The organism is Polaromonas sp. CG_9.11, assembly GCF_015752225.1.
Classification (GTDB): domain Bacteria; phylum Pseudomonadota; class Gammaproteobacteria; order Burkholderiales; family Burkholderiaceae_C; genus Polaromonas.
The window spans coordinates 143,667-168,075 of sequence record NZ_JADOVE010000007.1; the positions used below are offsets into that span (position 1 = coordinate 143,667).

General features: G+C 62.1%; 21 protein-coding genes and 1 pseudogene. 11 read left to right on the top strand and 11 right to left on the bottom strand.

Annotated features, from left to right (window positions below; all coding sequences use genetic code 11):
• Nucleotides 1-221: 221 nt before the first annotated feature.
• The 4 genes from IWX85_RS08075 to IWX85_RS08090 all read right to left on the bottom strand — a co-directional run bounded on the left by IWX85_RS08075 (nt 222) and on the right by IWX85_RS08090 (nt 3,063).
• A complete protein-coding gene (locus tag IWX85_RS08075; protein WP_036806276.1) occupies nt 222-842 on the bottom strand; it encodes a DUF4136 domain-containing protein in 621 nt (206 codons plus the stop codon).
• A 34-nt stretch (nt 843-876) separates the two neighbouring features.
• A complete protein-coding gene (gene ttcA, locus IWX85_RS08080; RefSeq protein ID WP_196869394.1) occupies nt 877-1,821 on the bottom strand; it encodes a tRNA 2-thiocytidine(32) synthetase TtcA in 945 nt (314 codons plus the stop codon).
• 5 nt (nt 1,822-1,826) lie between these two features.
• Nucleotides 1,827-2,198, bottom strand: coding sequence for a dihydroneopterin aldolase (locus tag IWX85_RS08085; RefSeq protein ID WP_036806273.1), 372 nt, complete (start codon nt 2,196-2,198; stop codon nt 1,827-1,829).
• 70 nt (nt 2,199-2,268) lie between these two features.
• Nucleotides 2,269-3,063, bottom strand: coding sequence for an SDR family oxidoreductase (locus IWX85_RS08090; RefSeq protein ID WP_196869395.1), 795 nt, complete (start codon nt 3,061-3,063; stop codon nt 2,269-2,271).
• Between the two features lie 65 nt (nt 3,064-3,128).
• On the opposite strand from IWX85_RS08090, the gene IWX85_RS08095 reads away from it, so the two are divergent.
• The 3 genes from IWX85_RS08095 to IWX85_RS08105 are packed head-to-tail and all read left to right on the top strand — an operon-like array spanning nt 3,129 to nt 5,478.
• Nucleotides 3,129-4,268 carry a class I SAM-dependent methyltransferase gene (locus IWX85_RS08095; RefSeq protein ID WP_196869396.1) on the top strand — a complete coding sequence of 380 codons (1,140 nt, stop codon included), beginning with the start codon at nt 3,129-3,131 and terminating at the stop codon, nt 4,266-4,268.
• A gap of 9 nt (nt 4,269-4,277) precedes the next feature.
• Nucleotides 4,278-4,472: a DUF2905 domain-containing protein gene (locus tag IWX85_RS08100; protein WP_036806265.1), complete on the top strand. Its 195-nt coding sequence runs from the start codon at nt 4,278-4,280 to the stop codon at nt 4,470-4,472.
• A gap of 46 nt (nt 4,473-4,518) precedes the next feature.
• Entirely contained in the window at nt 4,519-5,478 is a 960-nt protein-coding gene (locus IWX85_RS08105; RefSeq protein WP_051984097.1) for an ROK family protein, read from the top strand.
• Between the two features lie 17 nt (nt 5,479-5,495).
• On the opposite strand, the gene otsA is transcribed toward IWX85_RS08105, so the two are convergent.
• The 4 genes from otsA to IWX85_RS08125 form a co-directional block, all read right to left on the bottom strand.
• Complete coding sequence (gene otsA / locus IWX85_RS08110) at nt 5,496-6,881, bottom strand: alpha,alpha-trehalose-phosphate synthase (UDP-forming) (protein WP_196869397.1); 1,386 nt, start codon at nt 6,879-6,881, stop codon at nt 5,496-5,498.
• A 63-nt stretch (nt 6,882-6,944) separates the two neighbouring features.
• Nucleotides 6,945-8,768: a glycoside hydrolase family 15 protein gene (locus tag IWX85_RS08115; protein WP_196869398.1), complete on the bottom strand. Its 1,824-nt coding sequence runs from the start codon at nt 8,766-8,768 to the stop codon at nt 6,945-6,947.
• Nucleotides 8,765-9,544, bottom strand: a complete 780-nt coding sequence (gene otsB, locus IWX85_RS08120; RefSeq protein ID WP_036806260.1) for a trehalose-phosphatase — start codon at nt 9,542-9,544, stop codon at nt 8,765-8,767. Before otsB ends, IWX85_RS08115 begins: the two co-directional genes overlap by 4 nt.
• Before the next feature lie 121 nt (nt 9,545-9,665).
• Nucleotides 9,666-11,747, bottom strand: coding sequence for a lytic transglycosylase domain-containing protein (locus IWX85_RS08125; RefSeq protein ID WP_036806257.1), 2,082 nt, complete (start codon nt 11,745-11,747; stop codon nt 9,666-9,668).
• A 9-nt stretch (nt 11,748-11,756) separates the two neighbouring features.
• Here IWX85_RS08125 and IWX85_RS08130 point away from each other — a divergent pair, with 9 nt between their 5' ends.
• A complete protein-coding gene (locus tag IWX85_RS08130; protein ID WP_036806254.1) occupies nt 11,757-12,395 on the top strand; it encodes a 5-formyltetrahydrofolate cyclo-ligase in 639 nt (212 codons plus the stop codon).
• 186 nt (nt 12,396-12,581) lie between these two features.
• Here IWX85_RS08130 and IWX85_RS08135 read toward each other — a convergent pair whose 3' ends face one another.
• Nucleotides 12,582-12,995: a BLUF domain-containing protein gene (locus IWX85_RS08135; protein WP_231379621.1), complete on the bottom strand. Its 414-nt coding sequence runs from the start codon at nt 12,993-12,995 to the stop codon at nt 12,582-12,584.
• A gap of 94 nt (nt 12,996-13,089) precedes the next feature.
• On the opposite strand from IWX85_RS08135, the pseudogene IWX85_RS08140 reads away from it, so the two are divergent.
• Nucleotides 13,090-13,847: pseudogene (locus IWX85_RS08140) on the top strand (Crp/Fnr family transcriptional regulator).
• Between the two features lie 7 nt (nt 13,848-13,854).
• Here the strand turns inward: IWX85_RS08140 and IWX85_RS08145 are convergent.
• Complete coding sequence (locus IWX85_RS08145) at nt 13,855-14,784, bottom strand: DUF6279 family lipoprotein (protein ID WP_231379622.1); 930 nt, start codon at nt 14,782-14,784, stop codon at nt 13,855-13,857.
• On the opposite strand from IWX85_RS08145, the gene glmU reads away from it, so the two are divergent.
• Nucleotides 14,783-16,201, top strand: coding sequence for a bifunctional UDP-N-acetylglucosamine diphosphorylase/glucosamine-1-phosphate N-acetyltransferase GlmU (gene glmU / locus IWX85_RS08150; RefSeq protein ID WP_196869400.1), 1,419 nt, complete (start codon nt 14,783-14,785; stop codon nt 16,199-16,201). The genes IWX85_RS08145 and glmU overlap by 2 nt on opposite strands.
• A gap of 783 nt (nt 16,202-16,984) precedes the next feature.
• Here glmU and IWX85_RS08155 read toward each other — a convergent pair.
• A complete protein-coding gene (locus IWX85_RS08155; RefSeq protein ID WP_196869401.1) occupies nt 16,985-17,470 on the bottom strand; it encodes an Lrp/AsnC family transcriptional regulator in 486 nt (161 codons plus the stop codon).
• 135 nt (nt 17,471-17,605) lie between these two features.
• Here IWX85_RS08155 and glmS point away from each other — a divergent pair, with 135 nt between their 5' ends.
• The 5 genes from glmS (at nt 17,606) to crtI (ending at nt 24,409) form a co-directional block, all read left to right on the top strand.
• A complete protein-coding gene (gene glmS / locus IWX85_RS08160) occupies nt 17,606-19,456 on the top strand; it encodes a glutamine--fructose-6-phosphate transaminase (isomerizing) (protein WP_196869402.1) in 1,851 nt (616 codons plus the stop codon).
• 195 nt (nt 19,457-19,651) lie between these two features.
• Nucleotides 19,652-20,308, top strand: a complete 657-nt coding sequence (locus tag IWX85_RS08165) for a cupin domain-containing protein (RefSeq protein ID WP_196869403.1) — start codon at nt 19,652-19,654, stop codon at nt 20,306-20,308.
• A gap of 688 nt (nt 20,309-20,996) precedes the next feature.
• The gene (locus IWX85_RS08170) at nt 20,997-21,797 is read left to right on the top strand and encodes a bacteriorhodopsin-like (RefSeq protein WP_196869404.1); all 801 of its coding nucleotides are present in this window, start codon (nt 20,997-20,999) and stop codon (nt 21,795-21,797) included.
• A gap of 121 nt (nt 21,798-21,918) precedes the next feature.
• The gene (locus IWX85_RS08175) at nt 21,919-22,872 is read left to right on the top strand and encodes a polyprenyl synthetase family protein (RefSeq protein WP_196869405.1); all 954 of its coding nucleotides are present in this window, start codon (nt 21,919-21,921) and stop codon (nt 22,870-22,872) included.
• Nucleotides 22,862-24,409: a phytoene desaturase family protein gene (gene crtI / locus IWX85_RS08180; RefSeq protein WP_370584242.1), complete on the top strand. Its 1,548-nt coding sequence runs from the start codon at nt 22,862-22,864 to the stop codon at nt 24,407-24,409. The genes IWX85_RS08175 and crtI overlap by 11 nt, the downstream gene beginning before the upstream one ends.

Here is a 24,409-nt window from a genome sequence, read left to right on the forward strand (position 1 = left end):
GGATGACAGGTGATAGGTGCGGTTGACCCCGTTCTACCCCGCCGGGGCCGCAGAACCGGCTTTGCCGGACTGCAGGCGCAACGCCCCCTCGGGGGGCAGTGAACCACACGAAGTGGGGAACGTGGGGGCCATATTCAGCGGCTTTGCCGGGCCGCAGGTGCAGCGGCCCCCTCGGGGGGGGGCAGGAAGCCACACGCAGTGGGCGACCGTGGGGGTCATATTCACCGCGGGATTTGCACATTGATGCGGCGCGGCCCTGGCGGCGGTTGCGGAAAGCCCTGCAGCGCCGCGTCCAGCATGGCTGACAACACCGCAGGCGTTTCGTTCTGAACGCCATCATTGGTGACGCGGGTTTCAAAAACAACCTGGCTGCTGCCCAGGTTGCGCACCAGCAGCGTCAGGTCGCGGTGAAAGTAAGGGCTGGGCGTTGAATACCCCAGCGGAAAGGACAGGCCGAAGGCCGCACCCCGGTTGCCGCCACCCAGAAAAACGCCGGGCATGCCAAATCCGAAGCCATCATGGCCGGGCCCATAGGGCAGGGCTTCGATCACCTGGGTGCTGACCCGTACCTGCACGCTGAAGATCGGCGACGCGGGGTTCAGTTCCATCCCGACCCTGGCCAGCGCAATGCGCGCGGCTTCCTCGACGCGGCCCTGGTAGGCGGCGCTTATCTGCTGCGACGGCAGGCGCTCGAAGCGGTAGGGCGTGCCGGGCCCGGGCGGCGGTGCGTTCCAGTTGTGGAACGCGGTGACGTTGTTTTCAACCACCTGCAGTCCGGAACAGCCGGCCATGAAAAATCCCAGCAAAGCGATTGAAAAAATTGCCGCAAGCGCTCGTTTCATAAGGCCTCCTGTAGGAACGGGTAAGAAAAAACGGTCAGTCGGACGTTCGCGGGCTGATGCCGATTGCGGTGCGGCCCGGGGGGGCCACCTCCATGAACTCCTCGGCATCGAAGGCCTTGTCGCCTTCGGGATTGGCCACGCCGGTCGTCTTGATGCCCTTGAAGTCGTGGCGCTTGCTGTCCATGAGGTGAGACGGCACGATGTTCTGCAGCGCCGCGAACATGTTCTCGATGCGGCCGGGATACTGCTTTTGCCAGTCGCGCAGCAGGTTGCCGACCTGCTTGCGCTGCAGGTTTTCCTGGCTGCCGCACAGCGTGCACGGAATGATGGGGAAGTCTTGCACCTCGGCCCAGCGCGTCAGGTCCTTTTCGGTCACGTAGGCCATCGGGCGGATCACAATGTTCTTGCCGTCATCGCTCACCAGCTTGGGCGGCATGCCCTTGAGCTTGGCGGCAAAGAACAGGTTCAGGAAGAAGGTCTGCAGCATGTCGTCGCGGTGGTGGCCCAGCGCGACCTTGGTGCAACCCAGCTCGCCCGCCACGCGGTACAGGATGCCGCGCCGCAGCCGCGAGCAGAGCGAGCACAGCGTCTTGCCCTCGGGAATCACGCGTGTGACGATGCTGTAGGTGTCCTGGTTCTCGATGTGGAAGGGCACGCCCAGCTTGGCCAGGTATTCCGGCAGCACATGCTCGGGAAAGCCCGGCTGCTTCTGGTCGAGGTTGACGGCAACCAACTCGAAATTGATCGGCGCGCGCTTTTGCAATTTCAGCAAAATGTCCAGCATGGCGTAGCTGTCCTTGCCGCCCGACACGCAGACCATCACCTTGTCGCCTTCCTCAATCATGTTGAAATCCACAATGGCCCGGCCAACCTCGCGGCACAGGCGCTTTTCCAGCTTGTGGTCTTCGCGTTCGATCTTCATCGCGTTCTGCACCCGGGATGAAGTTTCCAGCTGTTCGTCTATCCAGATGGCGCTCATGTCGGTCACCACTGTCCTGTCTCGACGCGAATGGCCACTTCGCAGTCGTCAAAAATTTCAAGTTTGGCGATTTTCACCCGCACGCCCAGCACGCCGGGCAGTTGCATCAGCCGGTGTGCCAGCTTGCCGATCAGGCTTTCCAGCAGGTTGGCATGTTCTGCGGTGCATTCGGTGATGATGATCTGGCGCACTTTGCGGTAGTCCAGCACATGCGTGATGTCGTCGTCGCGGGGCTGCAGCGGCTGCGCGCCCAGGTTGAGTTCGGCATCAACCTGGATCGGCTGCGGCGCGTTTTTCTCGTGCTCAAGGATGCCCAGGTTGGCGTCAAAGCGCAAGCCGGTGAGGTTCAGGATCTGGGTGCCCCGGGTGGTGAACATGTTGACAGTCTGTAATAGGTAAGAAGAGGGAGTCTGTCAGCCATTGCCGACGCTTGGGTCGTGGCAAGGCTTACATCAGCGAAAAATCGCGTTCGAAGCGCATCAGGTGCTGGCCGCCATCGACCAGCAGCGTGGTGCCGGTGATCGACGAATTCTCCAGCGCAAATTTCACCGCGCTGGCCACATCGGCCGGCGTGGACGAGCGGCCCAGCGGCGAGAGCTTGTGGTGCGCGGCGAACTGCTCGTCGCTCAGGAGGTGGCTGGTCAGCGTCAGGCCAGGCGCGACGCCAACCACCCGCACGCGTGGCGCCAGCGCCATCGCCAGCATGGTGCCGGCCGCTTCCAGCGCGGCCTTTGACAGCGTGTAGCTGAAGAAATCCGGGTTCTGGTTCCAGAGCTTCTGGTCGAGCAGGTTGACGACCGCGCACTGGCCGGCGTGTTCCGGCTCACCATCCAGCGCCCCCCGTGACACGACATGCGCATGCAGCGCCTGGGCCAGCAAAATGGGCGCTCCGGCGTTGCTGTGCAGGTGCTTGTCCAGCGCGGCAAAGCCAAAGGACGCGGCGCTGTCGTGCTCGAAGGTCGAGGCGCTGTTGACCACCGCATCGACACGGCCAAAATGCGCGATGACGCGGGGCAGCAGGCCGCGCACGGCGGCTTCACTCGATAAATCTGCATCAAAAGCGGCTGCTCCGCACGTCAGGCCGTCACAGTCAGCTACGGTTTTAATAGCGTCTTCTGCGGAGTTGCGGTAATGCACCGCCACTCGCCAGCCAGCGGCCGCCAGTGTCAGCGCTATTTCGCGGCCCAGCCGCAGGGCAGCGCCGGTCACAAGGACAACGGGTCGGGGCAGGGCAGGTGTCATTGGGTGGCGCAGGAGGGCGTTTAAAGGGTCGGGGGAATCGCAGACAATCAGGCTCGGTGACAAACATGACGAATTCCTCTATTTTAACGACCACCTTGCAGGCCGTGATGGCCAAGGCAATTGACGCGGCTGGCGGATGGCAGGGTTTTGACGCCTTCATGGCGCTGGCGCTGTACCAGCCGGACCTGGGCTACTACGCCAATGACTCGCAGAAATTCGGACGTATGCCTGCGGTAGCCCGCATGGGTGATGGCGCGCAGGGCGGCGGCAGCGATTTCGTCACCGCGCCCGAGTTGTCGCCGCATTTCGGCCGCACGCTGGCGCGGCAGGTGGCGCAGGCGCTGCAGGCTTCGGGCACGGACGAAGTCTGGGAGTTCGGGGCAGGTTCCGGCGCGCTGGCGCAGCAGTTGCTCGACGCGCTGGGCGGCCAGGTGGCGCGCTACACGATCGTCGATCTCTCCAGCGTCTTGCGCGAACGCCAGCGCACGCGGCTGGCGGCCCACGCCGGCAAGGTGCACTGGGCGAGCGAATTGCCGGACCGGATGCGCGGTGTGGTGCTGGGCAACGAAGTGCTCGACGCCATGCCGGTCAAGCTGCTGGCCCGGCTGAACGGTGCCTGGTACGAGCGCGGCGTGGCGATGCACGAAGGGCGTTTTACCTACGCTGACAGCCCCACCGAGCTGCGGCCACCGCTGGAGGTGGCTGGCATGCACGATTACGTTACCGAAATTCATCTGCAGGCCGAAGGTTTCATCCGCACGCTGGCCGACCGGCTGGAGTCCGGCGCGGTGTTCCTGCTGGATTACGGTTTTCCGGAGCAGGAGTATTACCATCCGCAGCGCAGCATGGGCACGGTGATGTGCCACCGCGCGCACCTGGCGGACGCCGATCCGCTGGCCGATGTCGGTGAAAAGGACATCACCGCCCATGTCAACTTCACCGGCATCGCGCTGGCCGGGCAGGACGCGGGGCTGGAAGTGCTGGGCTACACCAGCCAGGGGCGTTTCCTGCTGAACTGCGGCCTGCTGGAGGGTCTTGACAGCGGCATTGACGCCGCCAGCCTGGCGCGGCGCGTCATGGTGCAAAAGCTGGTGAACGAGCATGAAATGGGCGAGTTGTTCAAGGTGATCGCGTTTGGCGCCAAGGGCCGCCCGGTATGGAAACCACTCGGTTTTTCGGCGGGTGACCGCCTGCATACGCTGTAAGCTGCAGCCATGATCCGCTGGTTCATCGTCATTTTTTTGGCCCTGATGCTCATCAGCTGGTTCAGTCCGTTGCTGCAAAAACTCGGTTTCGGCAAGCTGCCGGGCGACCTGCGCTTTCGCCTGTTTGGCCGCGAATGGTTCATTCCGGTGACCACCACCATTTTGCTGAGCTTCGTTGCCAGCCTGGTCAGCCAGCTGATCTGATGCAAAGGACACGCCCGCCATGAACGCTCCGTCATTTCCCCAAGCCATGCCACCCGAACTTCGTCTGGCACAAGGCGCGGCGCCGGTGGCCTGTGTCGATATTGGCGGCACCAAGGTGGCCGTCAACATGGTGGACCATCGTGGCGCCTTGGGCCGGCGGGTCGAGCCGACGGCCAAACAGGGCGCGCCCGATGCGCTGGCCCGGCAGGTGCTGGGCATGATAGGCGCCAGCTGCGAGGCCGCCCATATCGATGCGCGTGACATCGCCGCCGTCGGGGTGGCCTCCTGCGGCCCGTTTGTGTTGAACCAGGGACTGGTCGAGCTGGCGTCGCCGAACATTTGCGGTGCCTTGGCAGGCAGCGGTCGCGGCCTGCCCAACGACTGGACCACCGCCGTGCTCGAAGCGCCGCTGCGCGAGGTGTTTGCCCGGGTGCGGGTAGAAAACGACGGCATTGCCGCGCTGCAGGCCGAGCGCCGCTGGGGCGCATTGCAGGGCCTGGACCACTGTGCCTACGTCACCTGGAGCACCGGCGTCGGCGTTGGCCTGTGCGTCGATGGCCGGGTGCTTCGCGGCAAGAACGGCAATGCCGGGCATGCCGGCCACATGTTTGTCAGCGACAACCTGGATGCGCTGTGCGGCTGCGGCAATATCGGCGATGTGGAGGCGCTGGTGGCGGGCAACGCGTTGCCCCGGCGTTTTCCGGCCTGGCTTGACGCCGCTAGCGTTTTGATAGCTGCCAAGGCAGGCGAGACCGGCGCCATAGCCATTATTGATGAAATATGCCGGGTGATGGGCCGGATGCTCTACAACCTGGTCGTCACCTTGGACCTGCAGCGCATCAGCCTGGGCGGCAGCGTCTTCTGGCACCACCGCGATTATTTGCTGCCGCGCCTGCAGGCGCAACTCAAGGGCCGGCTGCCCGCGCTGACCGACGGCTGCACGCTGGTGCCGGCTGGCCTGGGCGAGCGGGTAGGCGACTTTGCAGCGCTGGCCCTGGTTGCTTGACGCCGCCGGCAGGGACTTCAGTCGGGCTCGCAGGCCGCCAGCGCAGCCAGGTAGGTTTTTCGCCACCAGTGCACGTCCTGGCTGCGCACCCGCTCCAGCAGCTGCTGGTGGCGCCGCTGGCGCTCGATCAGCGGCATCTGCAGCGCCAGCTGGATGCTTTCGGCCGTGCCATGCGTGTCGTAGGGATTGACCAGGATGGCTTCCTTGAGCTGCTCGGCCGCGCCGGCAAAGCGCGACAGCACCAGCACGCCGGGGTCGGCCGGGTCTTGCGCGACGATGAATTCCTTGGCCACCAGGTTCATGCCGTCGCGCAGCGGCGTGACCAGCGCCACGTCGGCCACGCGGTACAGCCCCGGCAGGCGCTTGCGGGCGACGTTGCGGTGGATGTAGCGCACCGGCATCCAGTCCAGTTCGCCATAGTCGCCGTTGATGGCGCCGCACAGGCTTTCCAGCTCCTGGCGCAGGCCGGCATAGGTGTCCAGCGCCTCGCGGCTGGGCGAGGCAATCTGGATCAGGGTGGCGCTGTTGATGTTTTCCGGGTAGTTCTTCAGCAGTTCCCGAAACGCCTTCACGCGTTGCGGCAGGCCCTTGGAATAGTCCAGCCGCTCAACGCCCAGCAGGATGCGGCGTCGCGAATATTCGTTTTTCATGCGCTCGTACATGTCGCGGCCTTCCTTGGCATGCGTCAGCGCGGCGAATTCGTCCACGTCGATGCCAATCGGAAAGGCCTGCGCCTGCACCTTGCGCCCGAAGGCGCGGAACTGGTGCTTGTCCAGCGCCTCGGCACCCACCTCCTTGCCGACATAGCTTGAAAAATGCTCGACGTCCGCCTGTGCCTGAAAGCCGACCAGGTCATAGGCGAACAGCGAGCGGATCAGCCATTCATGCTGCGGCACGGCGGCCAGGATCAGCGGCGGCGGCAGCGGAATGTGCAGGAAAAACCCGATGCGGTTCTTGCAGCCCATGGCGCGCAGCTCGGCCGCCATCGGGATCAGGTGGTAGTCATGCACCCAGATGATGTCGTCGGGCAAGAGCTGCGGCATCAGCTTACGCGCCAGCAGCTTGTTCACCCGCCGGTAGCCGCCGATGTAGCCGGCATCGAAATCGGCCAGGTCGAGCCGGTAATGGAACACCGGCCAGAGCACGCCGTTGCTGTAGCCCAAGTAGTAGCTGTCGTGGTCTTCCTTGCACAGGTCGACGGTGGTCAGGGTGACGTTGCCGACATGCTGGGTATGCACCTCGCCCTCGCCCGGCGTGCCGTTCTCGACCACCGTGCCGCTCCAGCCGAACCACAGCCCGCCATTGGCCGACAGCGCATCGCCCAGCGCCACCGCCAGGCCGCCAGCCGCCGCCGACTTGCGCGGATCGGCGATGCGATTGGAAACAACGACCAGACGGCTCATTGGGTTTCTCCTGTGCAGGGGTTCAGGGGTTGTGCGAACCACACGCAGTGGGGAGCGTGGGGGTCATACTTGGCTGTCCCAAGGGGCCGACAGGCGCATCGCGGCATTGATGATGCCGACCATGGAATAGGTTTGCGGAAAGTTGCCCCACATCTCGCCGGTGACCGGGTGCGTGTCCTCGGACAGCAGGCCGACATGGTTCCTGGCGGCCAGCATGGTTTCGAAAATCGCCCGGGCCTCGTCCTTGCGGCCGATGCGCGCTAAGGCGTCGATGCGCCAGAAGGTGCAGATGTTGAACGCCGTCTCGGGCTTGCCGAAGTCGTCGGGCGCCTCGTAGCGGCGCATGTAGGGGCCGTCGCACAGGTACTTTTCCAGCGCATCCACGGTGGCCACGAAGCGCGGGTCCTTCGGTTCGATGAAACCGACCTCGATCATCAGCAGCACACTGGCATCCAGGTCGCGTCCGCCAAAGCTTTCGGCAAAGGCCTGCCGTTCCTCGCTCCAGGACTCGCGCAGGATGCGCTCGCGCATGACCTGCGCATGGCCGCTCCAGTACAGCGCGCGCTCGGATTGCTTCAGGGTGACGGCAATCTTGCCCAGCCGGTCACAGGCTGCCCAGCACATCAGCGCCGACGAGGTATGCACCCGGGCGCGGGTGCGCAGCTCCCACATGCCGGCGTCGGGCTGGTCGTAGCAGCGAATGGCCTGCTCGCCGACCGCTTCGAGGCGCTTGAACTCGGCCGCGCCGGCCCGGTGCAGCAGCCGATGGTCGTGGAATGCCTGCGCTGCGCCCAGCACCACGTTGCCGTACACGTCGTGCTGGAAATGCTCCTGCGCCTGGTTGCCCACGCGCACCGGCCCCATGCCCCGGTAGCCACCCAGATGGCCATACACCGCTTCAGGCAGCTCCATTTCCAGGCCGATGCCGAACAGGGGCTGGATATGCCCGCCGTCGGCCTGCACCACGACATTGCCCAGCCAGCGCAGGTAGTCCTCCATGGTGCCGACCTCGGACAGGCTGTTGAGCGCCCGCACCACGAAAAAGGCATCGCGCAGCCAGCAAAAGCGGTAGTCCCAGGTGCGGCCGCTGTTCGGCGCCTCGGGAATGCTGGTGGTCATGGCCGCGACGATCGCGCCGGTGTCCTCGAACAGCGACAGCTTGAGCGTGATGGCCGCGCGGATCACCGCTTCCTGCCATTCCAGCGGAACGTGCAGCCGCTGGCTCCACTTGCGCCAGTAGGCCAGCGTTTCCTGCTCGAACAGGCGCGCCGTGTCGGCAATGCCTTCGGCCAGCGACTCGTCGGAGCCGAGCAAAAAATTGTACTCGCGCGTCAGCACGAAAGGCCGCTTGGCCAGCAGGTGCGACAGCGGCGCATCGGTGTTCAGGCGCAGCGTCAGCGCATCACCGACATAGCGCAGGTGGTTGCTGCCCTGGGTGACCACCGGCCGCGAGCGGCCCCAGTCGAACAGCACGTCGAGCAGCACGCGGATGCGCGGCGCGCCGTGGACCGGGCGCACCCGGCGCACCAGCATCATCGGCTTGTAAAAACGCGAGCGGCTGTAAAAGCGCGGCGCAAAGTCGGTGATCTCGACCGCCTGGCCGATCTTGTCGAACAGCTGGGTGCGCAGCACGGCGGTGTTCGGGTCGTAGAACTGTGTGGCGTGGGAAAAATTCTCGATCTCGATGGCAAAAGCACTGGCCTGGGGGGTAGCGTCGAGCAGCGCGTTGAACACCGGGTCGCCGTCAAAGCGCGGCAGGCAGCACCAGACGATGCGCCCGCGCGCATCGACCAGTGCACTGAAGGCGCAGTTGCCGATGACGCCCAGCGACAGCGACGGCGGCGCGGGCGGCAAAAATTGCGGGGCTGCGGCAGCCGGGGCGCTCATGCTGTGAATCCCGGATGGCTGGCGGGCGAGCCGGTGCCGGGCAGGGATGCCACGGCCGATTGCAGCCATACGGCCAATTGCAATACGCCGTCGCAGCGGTGCTGTGCCAGCGTCGGCCCCGGGCCGACCTTGATGGCGTGGCCCCCCATGCGCTGCACGGCCTCGAAACCCGCCTCGTCGGTCACGTCGTCACCGGCAAACACCGGGACACGGCCGGCAAACGGCGCTTCGCCCATGAAAAACGCGATCGCCGTGCCCTTGCTGAAGCCCTCGGGTTTCAGGTCGATCACGCATTTTCCCTGCATCAACTCGACGCCCTGGCTGCGTTCCAGCGCTTCGCGCATCACCTGCAGGCACAGCGCTTCGAGTTCGGGCGCCTGCCGGTAGTGCAGGCTGAGTGCCAGGTTCTTGCGTTCCAGCTTCAGCGCCGGATGGCGGGCGACCAGGCCTTGCGCCGCCTGCAGCAGCAGCTCGAGGTCCGCCGGGGGCGCGCTGATCATCAGGCCGTCGGCCGTGCGACGCTGCGCGCCATGTTCGCCGGCCGCTGGCAGCAGCAGCGGGGCCAGGAATCCGTCCAGGTCGAGCAGGCGCCGGCCGGACACCAGCGCCAGCGCGCCGTCCAGCTGCCGGTGCAGTTCGGCCAGGGTGCCGGCCAGGCCGTGGGGGACTTGCACCAGTTCGGGCTGCGCGGCCAGGGCCACAAGCGTTCCGTCAAAGTCAAGAAAAAGCGCCGTCTCGGGCGTGATGCGGGGAAGGTTTTCAGAAGGCAAGAACATCCAAAAACCATAGCAGATAGCGGGCTGTTTGCCTGTAGGTCAATGCGCAGTCCGCGAGCTCATTGAACGTTGCCACCCTCAAAAGACCAGCGCCAGGCCGGGGCGGCCGCCCGGCGGCGCTTCAGGGCAGGTCTTTGTAGGGCTCGGGCGTGGCCGCGTCGCGCGGTCCGACCTTGCCCAGGCGGCTTTTCAGCGACTGCGGCTGACCGGTCAGGAGGGCGGCATAGTTGGTGGTGTTGGACACCACCTTTTTTACATAGTCGCGGGTTTCGGCAAACGGAATGTTCTCGGCCCAGATGGCGGCATCCAGCACCGGACCGTTGCGCCAGGTGCGCGGCCGGCCCGGCCCGGCGTTGTAGGCGGCGGCGGCCATCGGCATCGAGCCGTTCAAATCGTCCAGCGCGAGCTTGAGGTAGGCCGTGCCAATGGTGATGTTGGTGTCACGGTCATTGATCTGGTCGGGCGTGAAGCTGCTCAAGCCGATCTTGTTGGCAGTCCAGCGCGCCGTGGCCGGCATGACCTGCATCAGCCCGGAAGCGCCCACGCCCGAGCGGGCATCCATGATGAAGCGGCTTTCCTGGCGGATCAGGCCATACACATAAGCCGGGTCCAGGCCGATGGTCCGGCTGCGGCTGACGACGGCCTCGCGAAACGGCATCGGAAAACGCTGCTCGAAGTCGGCCACGCTGCTGGTGCGCTCGCTGGTGTTGATGCAGCGGTCCCAAATCTGACGGTCGCAGGCCAGCTGGGCGGCGGCCAGCAGGTCGCGCTCGTTCATGCCGCCCTTGCGGTGCAGGTTGGTGGCGTAGTTCCATTCGCGCACGCCTTCGGAGCGCAGCCCGGACTGGATGGCGTAGGCCGCCCGCATCAGGCTCGGGTTGCCCCGCGCGGCTTCTTTTTCCTCGGCCGTGAGGGGCGCGGGCCGGGGCGGCACGGAAATCTTCAGGCCCAGCTCTTCGAGCGCCAGCTGCTCGTAAAAGCCGCGCACCGAGGCGATGGACTGCAGCAGCGCCAGCGCCTCGGCGCGCTGCGGTGCGATGGCCGTGGTGGTCGCCGGGCCTTGCGGCGTGATGGCGGCGGTGGCAATGTCGGGCGGCGACGTGGCCAGCAGCGCGCGCGCCTTCCAGTAGGTCCAGGTCGGGTCCTTGCGGCCCTCTTCACTCATGGCATTGATGGCCTGGAGCACCAGCTGCCAGCTCGGCAGGGTGCCGGCGCGCAAGGCGGCGCGCGCCTTCCAGGCCAGCATGTCATCGGTCAGGTCGGTGTCCTTGGTGACCCGGGCGTAATACGCCAGCGCATCGCCGGCCGGCACCGTGCCCATGCGGCTGGCGGTCTGCTTGCCGATCAGGCCCCAGAGCCAGTTGCGTTCCTCGGCGGTGAGCTGCAGCGACCATTTGCCGTCAAGCTGAAAAGCGGCGCCTTCCGAATCGCTGACCGCCAGCTTGACCAGCGCCAGCGTGATGATTTCCTTGCGCACCGTGCGCACCGCCAGGTACTTGCCGGCCAGGAACTTGATGGGGCTGCTGTTCAGCTCGGTGACCATGCCCAGCGCTTCGGGCGCGACGATGGCCACGGCATTGCTGGCGGCGCGCGGCCGGTTGGCTTCCATCGCCAGCCGGGCCTTTTGCCAGACGTCGAGCGGCGTCAGGTTCTGGCTGCCCACCAGCCGCTCAGCGGCGGCATTGCAGCCGTCATCGGCATCGCGCTGGGCGTACCAGTTCTTGCGCACCTCGTCGGACAGCCGGGCATCGATCGCCGGATTCTTCAGGTGCTCGATCAGCAGGGCGTAGCATCGCACCTCGCGGTCGTCGTTCATGCGGTAGTTCGGGTATTCGGCAGCAAACCCGGCCCAGTCGCGGCGCTGGCCGAGCAGCAGCAGCCAGTCGTTGCGCAGCCGGTCTTCCTGGTAGCTGCCGGCATAACGCGACAGGAAACCCTGCACCTCCTGCGGGCTGGCCTCGCCGAGCCGCGCCTTGAGTTCCCAGTAGGCCGCCCAGGGCTCCAGCGCATGGCCCCGGGCCTGCGGCAGCAGTTGCGCCAGCCGGCCCTTGTTGCTGCTGCGAAAGGCCTTGTTCATCTCCACGATGAGGCTGTCGCCGTCGGCATTGGCACCCGGCGTCCAGGCGATTGGAGGACTTTGCGCCAGGGCTGGCGCGGCCAGCACGGCTGAAACTGCCGCGCTGCATAGAATTTTGTATAGCATCGGAGGATTATGGACAAATTAAGCACACGAAAAGCACTGGTGCAGTCGCGCCTCGACATGCCCGACCGGCTGGCCCGGGCCGACCTGCTCCAGCGGGTGATGCGCATCTGGCTGGTCGGCTCGCCCCATGAGGTGATTGGTGCCTACTGGCCAATCAAGGGCGAGTTCGACCCGCTGCCAGCGCTGTACCGCTGGCAGGAAGATGCCGTGCTGGCCCCGGAATTCAAAGAAAATACGGCCTCTGCGCAGGCGGGACAAGCGCAGTTAGCTACCGAAAGCATAGCGGGCAGGTCGCCGCGCAAGATCGGCCTGCCGGTGGTCAACAAGCTGCACAAGACGCTGACCTTTCACGCCTGGTACCCCGGCTGCCCGATGGAGGAAGACGCCTACGGCATTCCCAAGCCCAAGGACACCGAGGTGATCGTTCCCACGCTGCTGTTCGTGCCTTGCGTGGGCTACGGGCCGGGCGGCTACCGGCTGGGCTATGGCGGCGGTTTCTACGACCGCACGCTGGCCACGCTGTCGCCGCGCCCGGTCACCGTCGGCCTGGGTTTCAGCCACGGCTGGCTGCCCGACCTGCTGCCCGAGCCGCACGATATTGCGCTTGATGTGCTGCTCAATGACCAGGGCGTGGCCTGGCCGCTGTGAAGGCATGGCCATTTATCGGGATGCTATTGAATATATAGCTGCCTGCGCACGCTTTATATGCGCTAAACGATGATTTCGTTGATTTTTATCGGCAGGTGATATAGACGGCACAGCGCCAATCGCTTCGCATGTCTGCACCGTGTCCTGGGCTTGGCGGCATAGCGTTTTGCTCCAAATCCATCCGTTTTACCCATCCACGTCCAGCCCAGACAGCAATGCCGCGAAACCATCAACCGCCGCCTGGCCCTTCAGCCGCTGCAGCCGCTCCAGCAGTTCGATGTCTTCCACTGACGTATAGCCCAGCCTGAAGCGCCTGAAGCGCCGCTGGTCCAGCGGTCCCTGGTGCAGGACTTCGACGTTGCGGTGACGCGGATCGCCCTGGATACGCGCCATGACCGCTGCCACTTTATGGGCACAGCCTTCGTGTTGCTGGCAAAAATGCAGGCCGTCGAACACCAGCAGGCCGGTGATGTCCGACTGCTGATTGTGGCTGCGCGACTGCATGGCACTGTGGGCGACCACGCGGACCGGCGCGTCATCCGCAAGGGTGCTGACGTAAGTGCTGACGTAAATGATTTCGTGGAGATCGGGAGACGGCATGCGCATGGTGGTACGGCAGAATGTACAAGGCTGTGCAGTACACAACAATGTCAAAAGACACAGTGTTTCAGTTCATTTTTGCCAAGGGGCATGCATGCGTATTTTTCAACCCGTTCCCGTCTCCTGTCCACCGCCCTGCACCGCTTGCCGGCTGCGAAAGACCGGTGCCTTCACGGCGGTGTCGGGTGAAGAGCTGGCGTTCATCGAATCGTTTCGCAGCGATGCCCTGACCCGGCAGGCCGGCAGTACCTGATCCATGAGCAAAAGCCCAACGGGCGGCTGTACACGCTGTACGAAGGCTGGGCGTTTCGCTACAAGACCTTGAGCGACGGGCGCCGGCAGATTCTCAACTTTTTGCTTCCGGGCGACCTGATCGGCCTGCAGCAGGAGTTTAGCGACGGCGCCATGCGCGGCATCGAGGCCGTGACCAATGTCAGCCTGTGCGGGTTTCCGCGTGAAGGCCTGCTGGATCTGTTCCGCAGTTTTCCCCGCCTGGGTTACGACACCACCTGGCTGGCCGCGCGCGAGGAAGGCATGGTCGATGACAACCTGCTGACCACCGGCCAGCGCAATGCCGCCGAGCGTGTTGCAATGCTGCTGATGCATTTGTACCGCCGGCTGGAGCGGCTCGGGCTGGCGCACGAAGGATCGGTTGAATTTCCGATCAACCAGCAACACATCGCCGACACCCTGGGCCTGTCGCTGGTGCACACCAACAAGACGCTTCGACGGCTGAAGTTGCTCGGGCTGCACGACCTACGCGGCGGGCGGCTTTGGCTGCTCAATTCCAAGGCGCTGGAGCGGCTGGCCGACTACTACGACGCGCCGCCGCGCAGGGTGCCGCTGCTGTAGCGGCGCGTCAGAGTGTGCGGGCGTTCAGAATCCTGAAGTCCTGCTCGTAGCCCCTGAGGGTTTCCACGGCCTTGCCGCGCTGCGCCGGCGTCGTGCTGTTGTGCAGTTCGGCAAAACTCTGGCAGTTTTCCTGGCCCAGTTGGTCCAGGTAGCGCCGGTAGACCGGCTCCAGCGGGTTCAGCGTGCGTTCGACCAGCCCGCGCAGGGCGGTCTTTGCCTGCGCGGGCGAGACTTGGCCTGCCGCCATCGGCTGCAGGGTCTGCAGCGTGTCGCGCTGACGGCGCTGCCTTTCGGCGAACAGCACGCGCAGGTCGAACCGGGATTGCTCCAGGCGCCGGGCAATGACGGCGCGCTGCGGCTCGTCAAGCGTCCCGTACAGGCTCTCGGCACGGCTGAGCAACTGCCGGTAGCGCTTGCCTTGCCGGGTTTTTCCGTTGTTGCCCTGCAACTCGTCTTCGGCCTCGGCATTGGTTTTGGCAAATTTTTGCGCCAGGTGCCTGAGCTGGCCCGGCTGGAGCATGACGGCCACCCCGGCGGCCAGCGATTCGGCCTGCTGCGCCACCGCGCCAAGATTGCTGCGCACGTCGGCAGCCACCGCGCAGGCTGCGGCGGCGGTGGTGTCCGACGGCAGTTGCTGCTGGAGCTGCTGCAGCGCCGTGATGTAGACCGGCAGCTGCGTCTGCCGGTGCCAGGCCTGGAGCTGGCTCAAGCTGGCCTTGACCTGCAGGCTTTGCTCGCCCGTGAGGTCCAGGTAAGTGTCAAGGTACCAATAAGCCAGGTCGGGCGCCTGGTTGTAGGCCAGCTTCACAACGCTGCAGGCCTGCAGCACGCCGGCCACGGCCAGCAGGCCGAGCACCCCGATAATCCGGTGGTGAAAGCGCAGGCCGGGCCGCGCTTTGTCCCTTTTTAGCAGCCCAAAATTCACAGGAAATCTCATGTCGAACCCTCTTGACGTTGTCATCATGGCCGCAGGCAAAGGCACGCGGATGAAAAGCGCATTGCCCAAAGTGTTGCACCGATTGGGCGGACGCGCCTTGCTGGCGCATGTCATGGACTGCGCTGGTCAGTTGTCGGCCCGCCAGGCGGTCGTGGTCACCGGTCATGGCGCTATGGAAGTGGAAGCAGCCTGCGCCCGCAGGATGGGCGCTTCAGCCGCTTTGAGTTTGAATTTTGCGCGCCAGGAGCCGCAGCTGGGCACCGGCCACGCGGTGCAGCAGGCCATGCCTTTCCTGGCCGATGACGGCATCACGCTGGTGCTGTCGGGCGACGTGCCGCTGACGCAGGCCGCCACGCTGGAAGCGCTTTTGGCGCAATGCGATGGCCAGCGGCTGGCGTTGCTGACGCTCAGCATGGCCGACCCGACCGGCTACGGCCGCATCGTTCGCGCCGGCACGCAGGCCTCTAGCCAGGTGCGCGCCATCGTCGAGCACAAGGACGCCAGTGAAGCCGAGCGCGCCATCCATGAAATCTACAGCGGCATCATGGCCGTGCCGACGCGCCTGCTGCGCCGCTGGCTGGCGCGGCTGGACAACCAGAATGCGCAAAACGAGTATTACCTGACCGACATCGTGAAGTTTGCCGTGGCCGACGGCGTGGCCGTGGTGGCGCACCAGATCACGGACGCCGCGCAGGTCGCCGGCGTCAACAGCCCGGTGCAACTGGCCGAACTGGAACGCGTGTACCAGCAGCGCCTGGCCGTCACGCTGATGGAGCAGGGTGTTCGCCTGGCTGATCCGGCACGGCTGGACGTGCGCGGCACCTTGACCTGCGGCGCGGATGTCGAGATCGATGTGAACTGCGTGTTTGACGGCCAGGTCAGCCTGGGGCAGGGTGTGCGCATCGGCGCAAACTGCGTGATTGCGAATGCGGTGATTGCCGCCGGCGCAGTGATTCACCCCTTCACCCACATCGACGGCGAAAGGCTCGGCGTGCAGGTCGGCGAAGGTGCGCTGGTGGGCCCGTTTGCCCGCTTGCGGCCCGGTGCGGTGCTGGGCGCCGAAGTGCATATCGGCAATTTCGTCGAGGTCAAGAATTCCACGCTGGCACGGGGTGCCAAGGCCAATCACCTGGCTTATCTGGGCGACGCCACGGTGGGCGAGCGCGTCAACTACGGTGCCGGCAGCATCACCGCCAACTACGACGGCGCCCACAAGCACCGCACGGTGATCGAGGCCGATGTGCACATTGGCAGCAACTGCGTGCTGGTGGCGCCGGTGACGGTGGGCGTGGGCGGCACGGTAGGCGGCGGCTCGACGATTACCAAGGATGTGCCGGCTGGCAGTTTGAGTGTGGCGCGGGGCAAGCAGGTGAACCTTGCGAATTGGTCGCGGCCTTTGAAGAAATCCAAGGGTTGAGGTGCTGATTGGCTGTTGGTGCAATGCTGTCTTGCGCTGGCTGCTATCGAATTTTTAGCTCGGGTTTCTTTGCATAGCTTTGCTGGCCGGGAGTTGCCCGGCGGCAACTCACTTGTCTTTTGCTTCGCCAAAAGAAAGTAAGCAAAGAAAAGGCGACCCGACTGGCTGGGTCCCTGCGCTGGGCTTCGGGCAACCTGTGCTGCCCAGGCAAAGCGGGGGTCGAGCTCGAACTCGCCTTCGGCTCAGACAATCGCTCGCCCTGATCCCGCTTTCCCTGGTCATCACAGGCCCAGCCAGAACGGGATGGTGTGGAGTTCGGGGGCGGATTCGGAGTTAAAAGCGACTTTTGTGCAGGTGGGGTATGCGCAAGCAGCTATCAAATTCGTAAGATTCGTTATTTATTTGGCGCGATGTCTATTTGACTTCTGCTGTTTTGCTGTTCGGCTGCTCGTGTTGGCCTGTGTATTCCATTTCCCAGCCCCTTCTGTCTGCGCTGAGGAGCGGAAGGCTAGACGGATCAGGGCTCGTGCTTGTTTGAGCCGAAGGCGAGTTTGCACGAGACCCCGGCTGGACCGAGCACCGCAGGGTGCCCGTAGCGAAGCGAAGGGTCGCGGACAGCAGGGGTCGCCTTTCTTTGCTTACTTTCTTTGGCGAAGCAAAGAAAGTGAGTAGCCGCCGGGCTACCCCCGGCCAGCCAAGCCCTGCAGCGCCACCACGTGACCAAACAGGGAGCGAATACAAACAAAACAGAGCTATGAATTAAATAGCTGAATACGCAAGCAGTCATTGCGCAAACAGCACTTTAGGCTTGAATTTAGCGCGCTTGACACTAAAAAAAGCCTTTACATTCCGCACATTCGCGTCGCTGGTAAACAGCCGCTGCGCCAGCGCCAGATAACCCGGCATGTCGGCCACATGCACGACCAGCATAAAGTCCGGCCCCGGCGACACCCGGTAACACTGCTGAACGGCGTCATCCCCCACCGCCCGCGCCTCGAACGCCTCCAGCTCCTCGGCACCCTGGCGGTCCAGCGAAATCTCGACCAGCGCGGTCAGGCCATGGCCCAGCGCGGCGCCCAGCCGGTCGGCGTTGAGCACCGCGATTTCACACTCGATCAGCCCCGCATCGCGCAGCCGCTTGACGCGCCGCAAGCAGGTCGGCGGCGACACATGCACGCGTTCGGCCAGCGCCTGATTGCTCAGGCTGGCATCGCTTTGCAGGCATTCGAGCAGCTTGATGTCGGTAGGGTCAAGTTCTATTTGTTCCATGAAAGTATTATTAAAGAAATTAAATTTCACGAATGTTGATTCCTGAAATTTAATTTCAAAAATAACAAAAAATCAAACACATAGAAAAGCGGTTAATCCTTAGCATCAGCCCATCATTTTTCAGGAGTACTTTTTATGTGCGGCATCGTTGCAGCGGTTTCCAGCCGAAACATTGTTCCCATCCTGGTGCAGGGCCTGCAGCGGCTGGAATACCGGGGCTACGACTCCTGCGGCGTGGCGGTGTACGCCAATGGCCTGAAACGCGCGCGCAGCACCGCGCGCGTGTCCGAGCTGCAGGCGCAGGTCAGCAGCGAACACATCCAGGGTGGCACCGGCATTGCCCACACGCGCTGGGCCACGCACGGCGCGCCGGCGGTGCACAATGCGCACCCGCATTTCAGCCACGGCACCGGCCCCGACAGTTCGGCGCGGCCGGGCAAGATCGCGCTGGTGCACAACGGCATCATTGAAAACCACGACGAACTGCGCGCCGCCCTGCAGGCCCGGGGCTATGTGTTCGAAAGCCAGACCGACACCGAAGTCATCGTCCACCTGATGGACAGCCTGTACGACGGCGATCTGTTCGACGCGCTCAAGGCTGCCGTGGCGCAACTGCACGGCGCCTATGCGATTGCCGCCTTTTGCAAGGACGAGCCGCACCGCGTCGTCGGCGCACGCGCCGGGTCACCGCTGATCCTGGGCGTTGGCGCCGACAACGGTGAAACCTTTCTCGCCAGCGACGCGATGGCGCTGGCCGGCGTCACCGATCAGATCGTTTACCTGGAAGAAGGCGACCTGGTCGATCTGCAACTCGGCAAATACTGGATTTTTGACCGCCACCACCAGCGCGCCCTGCGCGAAGTCAAGACGGTGCATGCGCACAGCGGCGCGGCCGAACTCGGCCCTTACCGCCACTACATGCAAAAGGAAATCTTCGAGCAGCCGCGCGCCATTGCCGACACGCTGGAGGGCGTCGTGGGCATCGTGCCCGAGCTGTTCGGCGACGAGGCATACCGCACCTTCAAGGACATCGATTCGGTGCTGATCCTGGCCTGCGGCACCAGCTACTACAGCGGCTGCACCGCCAAGTACTGGCTCGAATCCATTGCCGGCATCCCGACGCAAGTGGAAGTTGCCAGTGAATACCGCTACCGCACCTCGGTGCCGAACCCGCGCACATTGGTCGTCACCATCACCCAGAGCGGCGAAACCGCCGACACGCTGGCCGCGCTGCGCCATGCACAAAGCTTGGGGCAAACGCAAACGCTGACCATCTGCAACGTCGCCACCTCGGCGATGGTGCGCGAATGCAAGCTCGCCTACATCACCCGCGCCGGCGTCGAGATCGGCGTGGCCTCCACAAAAGCTTTCACCGCCCAGCTGGCTGGATTGTTCCTGCTGACGCTGGCGCTGGCCCAGTCCAAGGGGCGCCTGAGCGAAGACCAGGAGGCCGGCCACCTGAAAGCCTTGCGCCACCTGCCCGCCGCGCTGCAGGCCGTGCTGGCGCTGGAGCCGCAAATCATCAGCTGGTCCGAGGACTTCGCGAAAAAGGAAAATGCGCTGTTCCTGGGCCGGGGCATGCACTACCCGATTGCGCTGGAAGGTGCGCTCAAGCTGAAAGAAATCAGTTACATCCATGCCGAGGCCTACCCGGCCGGTGAACTCAAGCACGGCCCGCTGGCGCTGGTGACCAACGCCATGCCCATCGTCACCGTCGCGCCGAACGACGCGCTGCTGGAAAAGCTCAAAAGCAACATGCAGGAAGTGCGCGCCCGGGGCGGCGTGCTGTATGTGCTGGCCGACGCCGACAGCCGCATCGACAGCAGCGAAGGCGTGAATGTCATCCGCATGCCCGAGCATTACGGCGCGCTCAGCCCGCTGCTGCATGTGGTGCCGTTGCAATTGCTGGCGTATCACACGGCGTGTGCGCGGGGCACGGATGTTGACAAGCCGCGCAATTTGGCCAAGAGCGTGACCGTGGAGTGAAGCGGGTCGGACCAGACCCGCTGCCTGGCTGCTTATTCAGCCGTTACTGGACTGCCGCAACACACAGCACCTGGCAGCAACCCTTCTTTTATCCAGGGGGTTCGATCAGCAGCATGATCCAGGTTGTTTTCAATCGGCAATTCGAAGAATTTGGTTGACGGTTCATCCAGTCAATCGGCAACAGGAATCAATTCCATGCACTTGAATGCAGACTACAGTCAGCGGATTGTTCTCAACCACCACGACCTTGAATGGGTTGGAAGTCCACAAACAGGTGTAAAGCGCCGCATGCTCGATCGTGTCGGTGACGAGGTTGCCCAAGCCACTTCGGTCGTGCGCTATCAACCGGGCGCAAAATTCGAATCACACACGCATGAATTGGGCGAAGAGATACTGGTGCTCCAAGGCGTGTTCAGTGATGAAAACGCAGACTATCCGGCGGGAACGTACATGATGAACCCTCCCGGTTCATCACACGCACCCCGCAGCGACACGGGTTGTGTTCTCTTCGTGAAGCTTAGACACCTGGGGGCTGATCAACAGCACAGAGAAGTCATCAATACACGCACTGCGCAGTGGCATCAAGGAATGGTGCCGGGCCTTACCGTCATGCCCTTGATGCGCCAGGGTCTGGGGTCTACGCTGGTTCGGTGGGCGCCACAAACCTACTTCAACCCGCACAGGCATTTTGGCGGGGAAGAGATTTTTGTCGTGGATGGCGTATTTGAAGATGAGCACGGGCGCTACCCGGTCGGCTCATGGATCAGGAGTCCGCACATGAGCATGCACCAACCGTTCAGTCAAGAAGGCTGCACCATCTTCGTGAAAACGGGGCATCTGTTGGGCAACTAGGCCTGTATCGGCGCGCCACAGGGCAAACCCGCCCCAATGGCATGGCAAGTTGGGTGGCTGCTGTTGCCGCATGGCTGGCTGCGGCGATCAACCGGCACGCGCGATAGACTGAATGGCCGGACCTGCCCAGATGCGTTGCCAACGCCAGTCCGAAGTCCTTTGGCGACCACCTTGCCTTTGAGGTTGCGAAGGTGATGCCGGCGACATGCCTTCGCCAGGCCCACGTCCGGTATGCCGCGTTCTTTGACGATGTTGGCCCTCAACCTCGACCCAGCCAATTTGTAGAGTTCCGACCGCTTCATGAACAGTCCGCCGCTTAGCCCGACCTGTGAAGCGATACGAAGCCGTTTGGAGCGACGCAGAGCGCCCACGAGTTCGAAATCTCGAGATATTGTGTGTTGCAGGTCTCGACAGACCTTATTCCGAAGACCCATCGGTGGAGCTCAATGGGATGACCTTCCCGACAGGAGGTTTTACCTTTTGAAGTGGTCCTGCAGCCTTCCGGAAGTGCTGAAAGACCTTATTCCTGGGGTTATCCGTTATATTTTTCGAGGGAATTGGCAGGGTCACATACACTGCAAATTCATGATTAGTCTGGACTCGCTCATGTGAGATCACTGAAATCATGGTTGGTGAAGAACCTTAGGATTCTTCGTTTTAACCGGTCATGCATTTTCTGGAGATCCGCATGATTTTCAAGTTCATTAAATCAAAAACGGCAGCAGTTTTTAGTATCGGCGCATCTTTGGCTTTGTTTACTGCTCAAGCCAGCGCTGCAGCAGGGGCTGTATTAAAACCAGACGATTTCGTCGGAATCAGTTTCTGGCTGATTTCCATGGCACTAATTGCCGCCACCGTGTTTTTCTTTCTGGAGCGCGACAGGGTGTCGCCAAAGTGGAAGACGTCACTCACGGTGTCTGGCCTTGTCACGTTGGTTGCAGCAGTCCATTATTTCTACATGCGGGAAGTATGGGTCACCACGGGCTCAACGCCCACCGTGTTCCGCTACATCGACTGGTTAATCACAGTGCCGCTGTTGATGATCGAGTTCTACCTCATCTTGTCGGCCATCGCCAAGGTCCCCGTTGGTGTTTTCTGGCGCCTGATGGTCGGTACACTGGTAATGCTGGTGGGTGGTTATGTGGGTGAGGCTGGTTATCTCAATACATGGATTGCCTTCATCATCGGCATGGTTGGCTGGGCATATATTTTGTATGAAATTTTTGCGGGCGAAGCCAGCAAAATCAATGCCCAAAGCGCGCCTCCTTCTGTGCAATCCGCATTCAAGACCATGCGCTTGATCGTGACCTTCGGGTGGGCAATTTATCCGGTCGGCTATTTCTTCGGTTATCTAACCGGTAGCAGCCCTGAGAGCAGCGTCAATGCCTTGAACATCATTTATAACCTGGCAGACGTGCTCAATAAAATCGCATTCGGCTTGATTATCTGGCAGGTTGCTGTAAGCGAAACTGAGGGTTCGAAGAAGTAATTGACGCGCAGTTCTTGAATAATAGGCCTTTCAACAACATGAAAAGCCTATTGTAAAAAATGAATGAATGAATTAATTCATTCGTTCACCCGTGCGTGCAGCCTTTTAATCCGGATCAACCATGCAAACTTGTATTGCAGTCCATCCAGCATTGGTGCCGGACCCCCTTTTGCCTTTACTGCATGCAGTGCAGGAAAAAATGATTGGATCCATCCGGCCCAAAGCAGATAATTTTTCAAAAGAAAAAATGGGAGGCGCAAACGCTGCCGCATACCATTTAAGTGCAGGCGGGCAACGCGTCAGAGCCAAGATGGCTCTTCATGCAGGACTCGCCGTTGGTTTGAGCACGACAAACGTAATTACCATTGCGGCAACTGCAGAGCTGCTGCATAACGCGTCGTTGATTCACGATGACATCCAGGACCGCGATGAGGTCCGGCGTGGAAAGGAAGCGGTATGGGTTCGCTTCGGTGTGAATACGGCCATCTGCGCTGGAGATTTATTGTTGTCTGCAGCCCATGCGACGATTTGTCAGCTTGATGATTCAGGGGCAGTGGCCAACCTGATTTTACTGATGCACGAACGTGTGGCCACAGCCATAGAGGGGCAAAGCGCTGACCTGGCGGCAGGCACGTCATCATTCAGTGATGACGCAACAGCGCTTAGGCGATACGAGCAAATTGCAATGGCAAAGTCGGGTGCCTTGCTCAGCTTGCCCCTTGAACTGGTACTTCTGGCAGCAGGCCATCAAAACTATTTGCCGCAGGTTTTGTGCGCAGCCGAGGCTTTTGCAGTCGGCTATCAAATAGTCGATGACTTGCACGACTTGCAAAGCGATCTATCCCCTCGCACTGCAAAAAACACGTACAACATTATTTCCGTTCTTGAAGCAACGGGCTCCTTGGACGACTCGATAGAAAAAGCAAGAACACTCGGACTTGAAAAAATTGATCTTGCGATCGCGTTGGCGAAGCGTTTGCCGTACAACACGGGCGAACTTCTGGGCGATTACGCGCATCAGCTTCGCACTGTTTTACTCGGGCATAAATTTGAGGCATTGATAGGTGGCCATTGATAGCTTGAGATCTAATTTCCTTTCTGACGCTAACCGTAAAAATAGCGTTTCGGCTGCAACCAACACGGCTGTTGTCGTCGGGGCAGGATTTGGTGGCCTCGCCGCATCGATTCGCCTTGCAGCACGCGGTGTACGCACAACGGTGGTTGATCGCCTGGACAAGCCCGGTGGACGGGCTGCCGAGTTTGTTCGTCATGCTGAAGGTCTGACTTTTCGCTACGACGCCGGACCCACAGTGCTCACTGCACCCGTGCTGTTCGAAGAATTGTTCGCATTGCTAGGCGAGCGGCTTGAAGACCATGTCGAACTCATGCCCGTCAAGCCTTGGTATCAAATGCAATTTGCCGATGGTTCCCACTTGGACTACGGCGGCACGACTGAGCAAATTCAGGCGGAGATTGCCAAGTTTTCCCAAGCCGATGCTGCGGCTTATCCAGCCTATTTAGAGCACTCTAAAAAGCTTTTTGAAAAAGGGTATGAAGAACTGGGCACGCAGCCGTTTTTAGGCTGGCGCGCCATGGTCAAGGCGCTGCCTGCCATGGCGCGGCTACGTGCAGACCGCTCGGTTTACGCGCTGACGGCACGCTACTTCAAGCATGATCACGTTCGTAAAGCCTTCAGTATCCAGCCGCTCCTGGTTGGCGGCAACCCGTTCGACACCACCAGTATTTACAGCCTGATCCACTACCTTGAACGCAAATGGGGGGTGTGGTTTGTTCGCGGTGGCATGGCGAGGCTGGTGGACGCGCTGGTAGCGCTTGCCACACGCCATGGCGTGCAGTTTTTATGGAACGCCGAAGTGGCGGCTATTGAGGTGAGCAGTGGCTTGGCGAGTTGCATACGCCTGCATGATGGCCGCACGGTTCAGGCAGACACAGTGGTTTGTAATGCAGACCCGGGCTATGTGCTGACCCACTTGCTCCCCAGTCCTCACCGCAAAGTCGATGCCATAGACCGCAAACAATATTCCATGAGTTTGTTTGTGTGGTATTTCAGCACTGACATTACCTATCCCGACGTTGCACACCACACAATTTTGTTTGGTCACACCTACCGCGAGGTGCTCCACAAAATTTTCAACACGCTTGAATTGCCGGAAGATTTGAGCATCTACCTGCACCGTCCCAGCGCAACAGACCCCGCTTGCGCACCTGCGGGTCATGACAGCTTCTATGCCCTGGTGCCTGTGCCCAACTTGCGAGGCAATATTGTTTGGGAAGACGTTGCCGAGACATTCAAGGCAGCACTGCAAGCAACCTTGGCACAGCGCGCACTTCCTCATCTCGAACAGCACATCGTTGATGATTTTTACGTGACGCCGGAGTACTTTTCAAAAGAGTTGTTGTCGCCGTGGGGCGCGGGGTTTTCCATCACACCGACGCTGATGCAGTCTGCGGGATTTCGCTTTCCGAACCGGTCAAAAACCATCCCAAATTTGTATTTTGTCGGCGCAGGCACCCATCCGGGTGCGGGCGTTCCCGGCGTGATGACTTCTGCCAAAGTGGTGGAGCGGTTGATGTTTGGATCTGTTCAATGA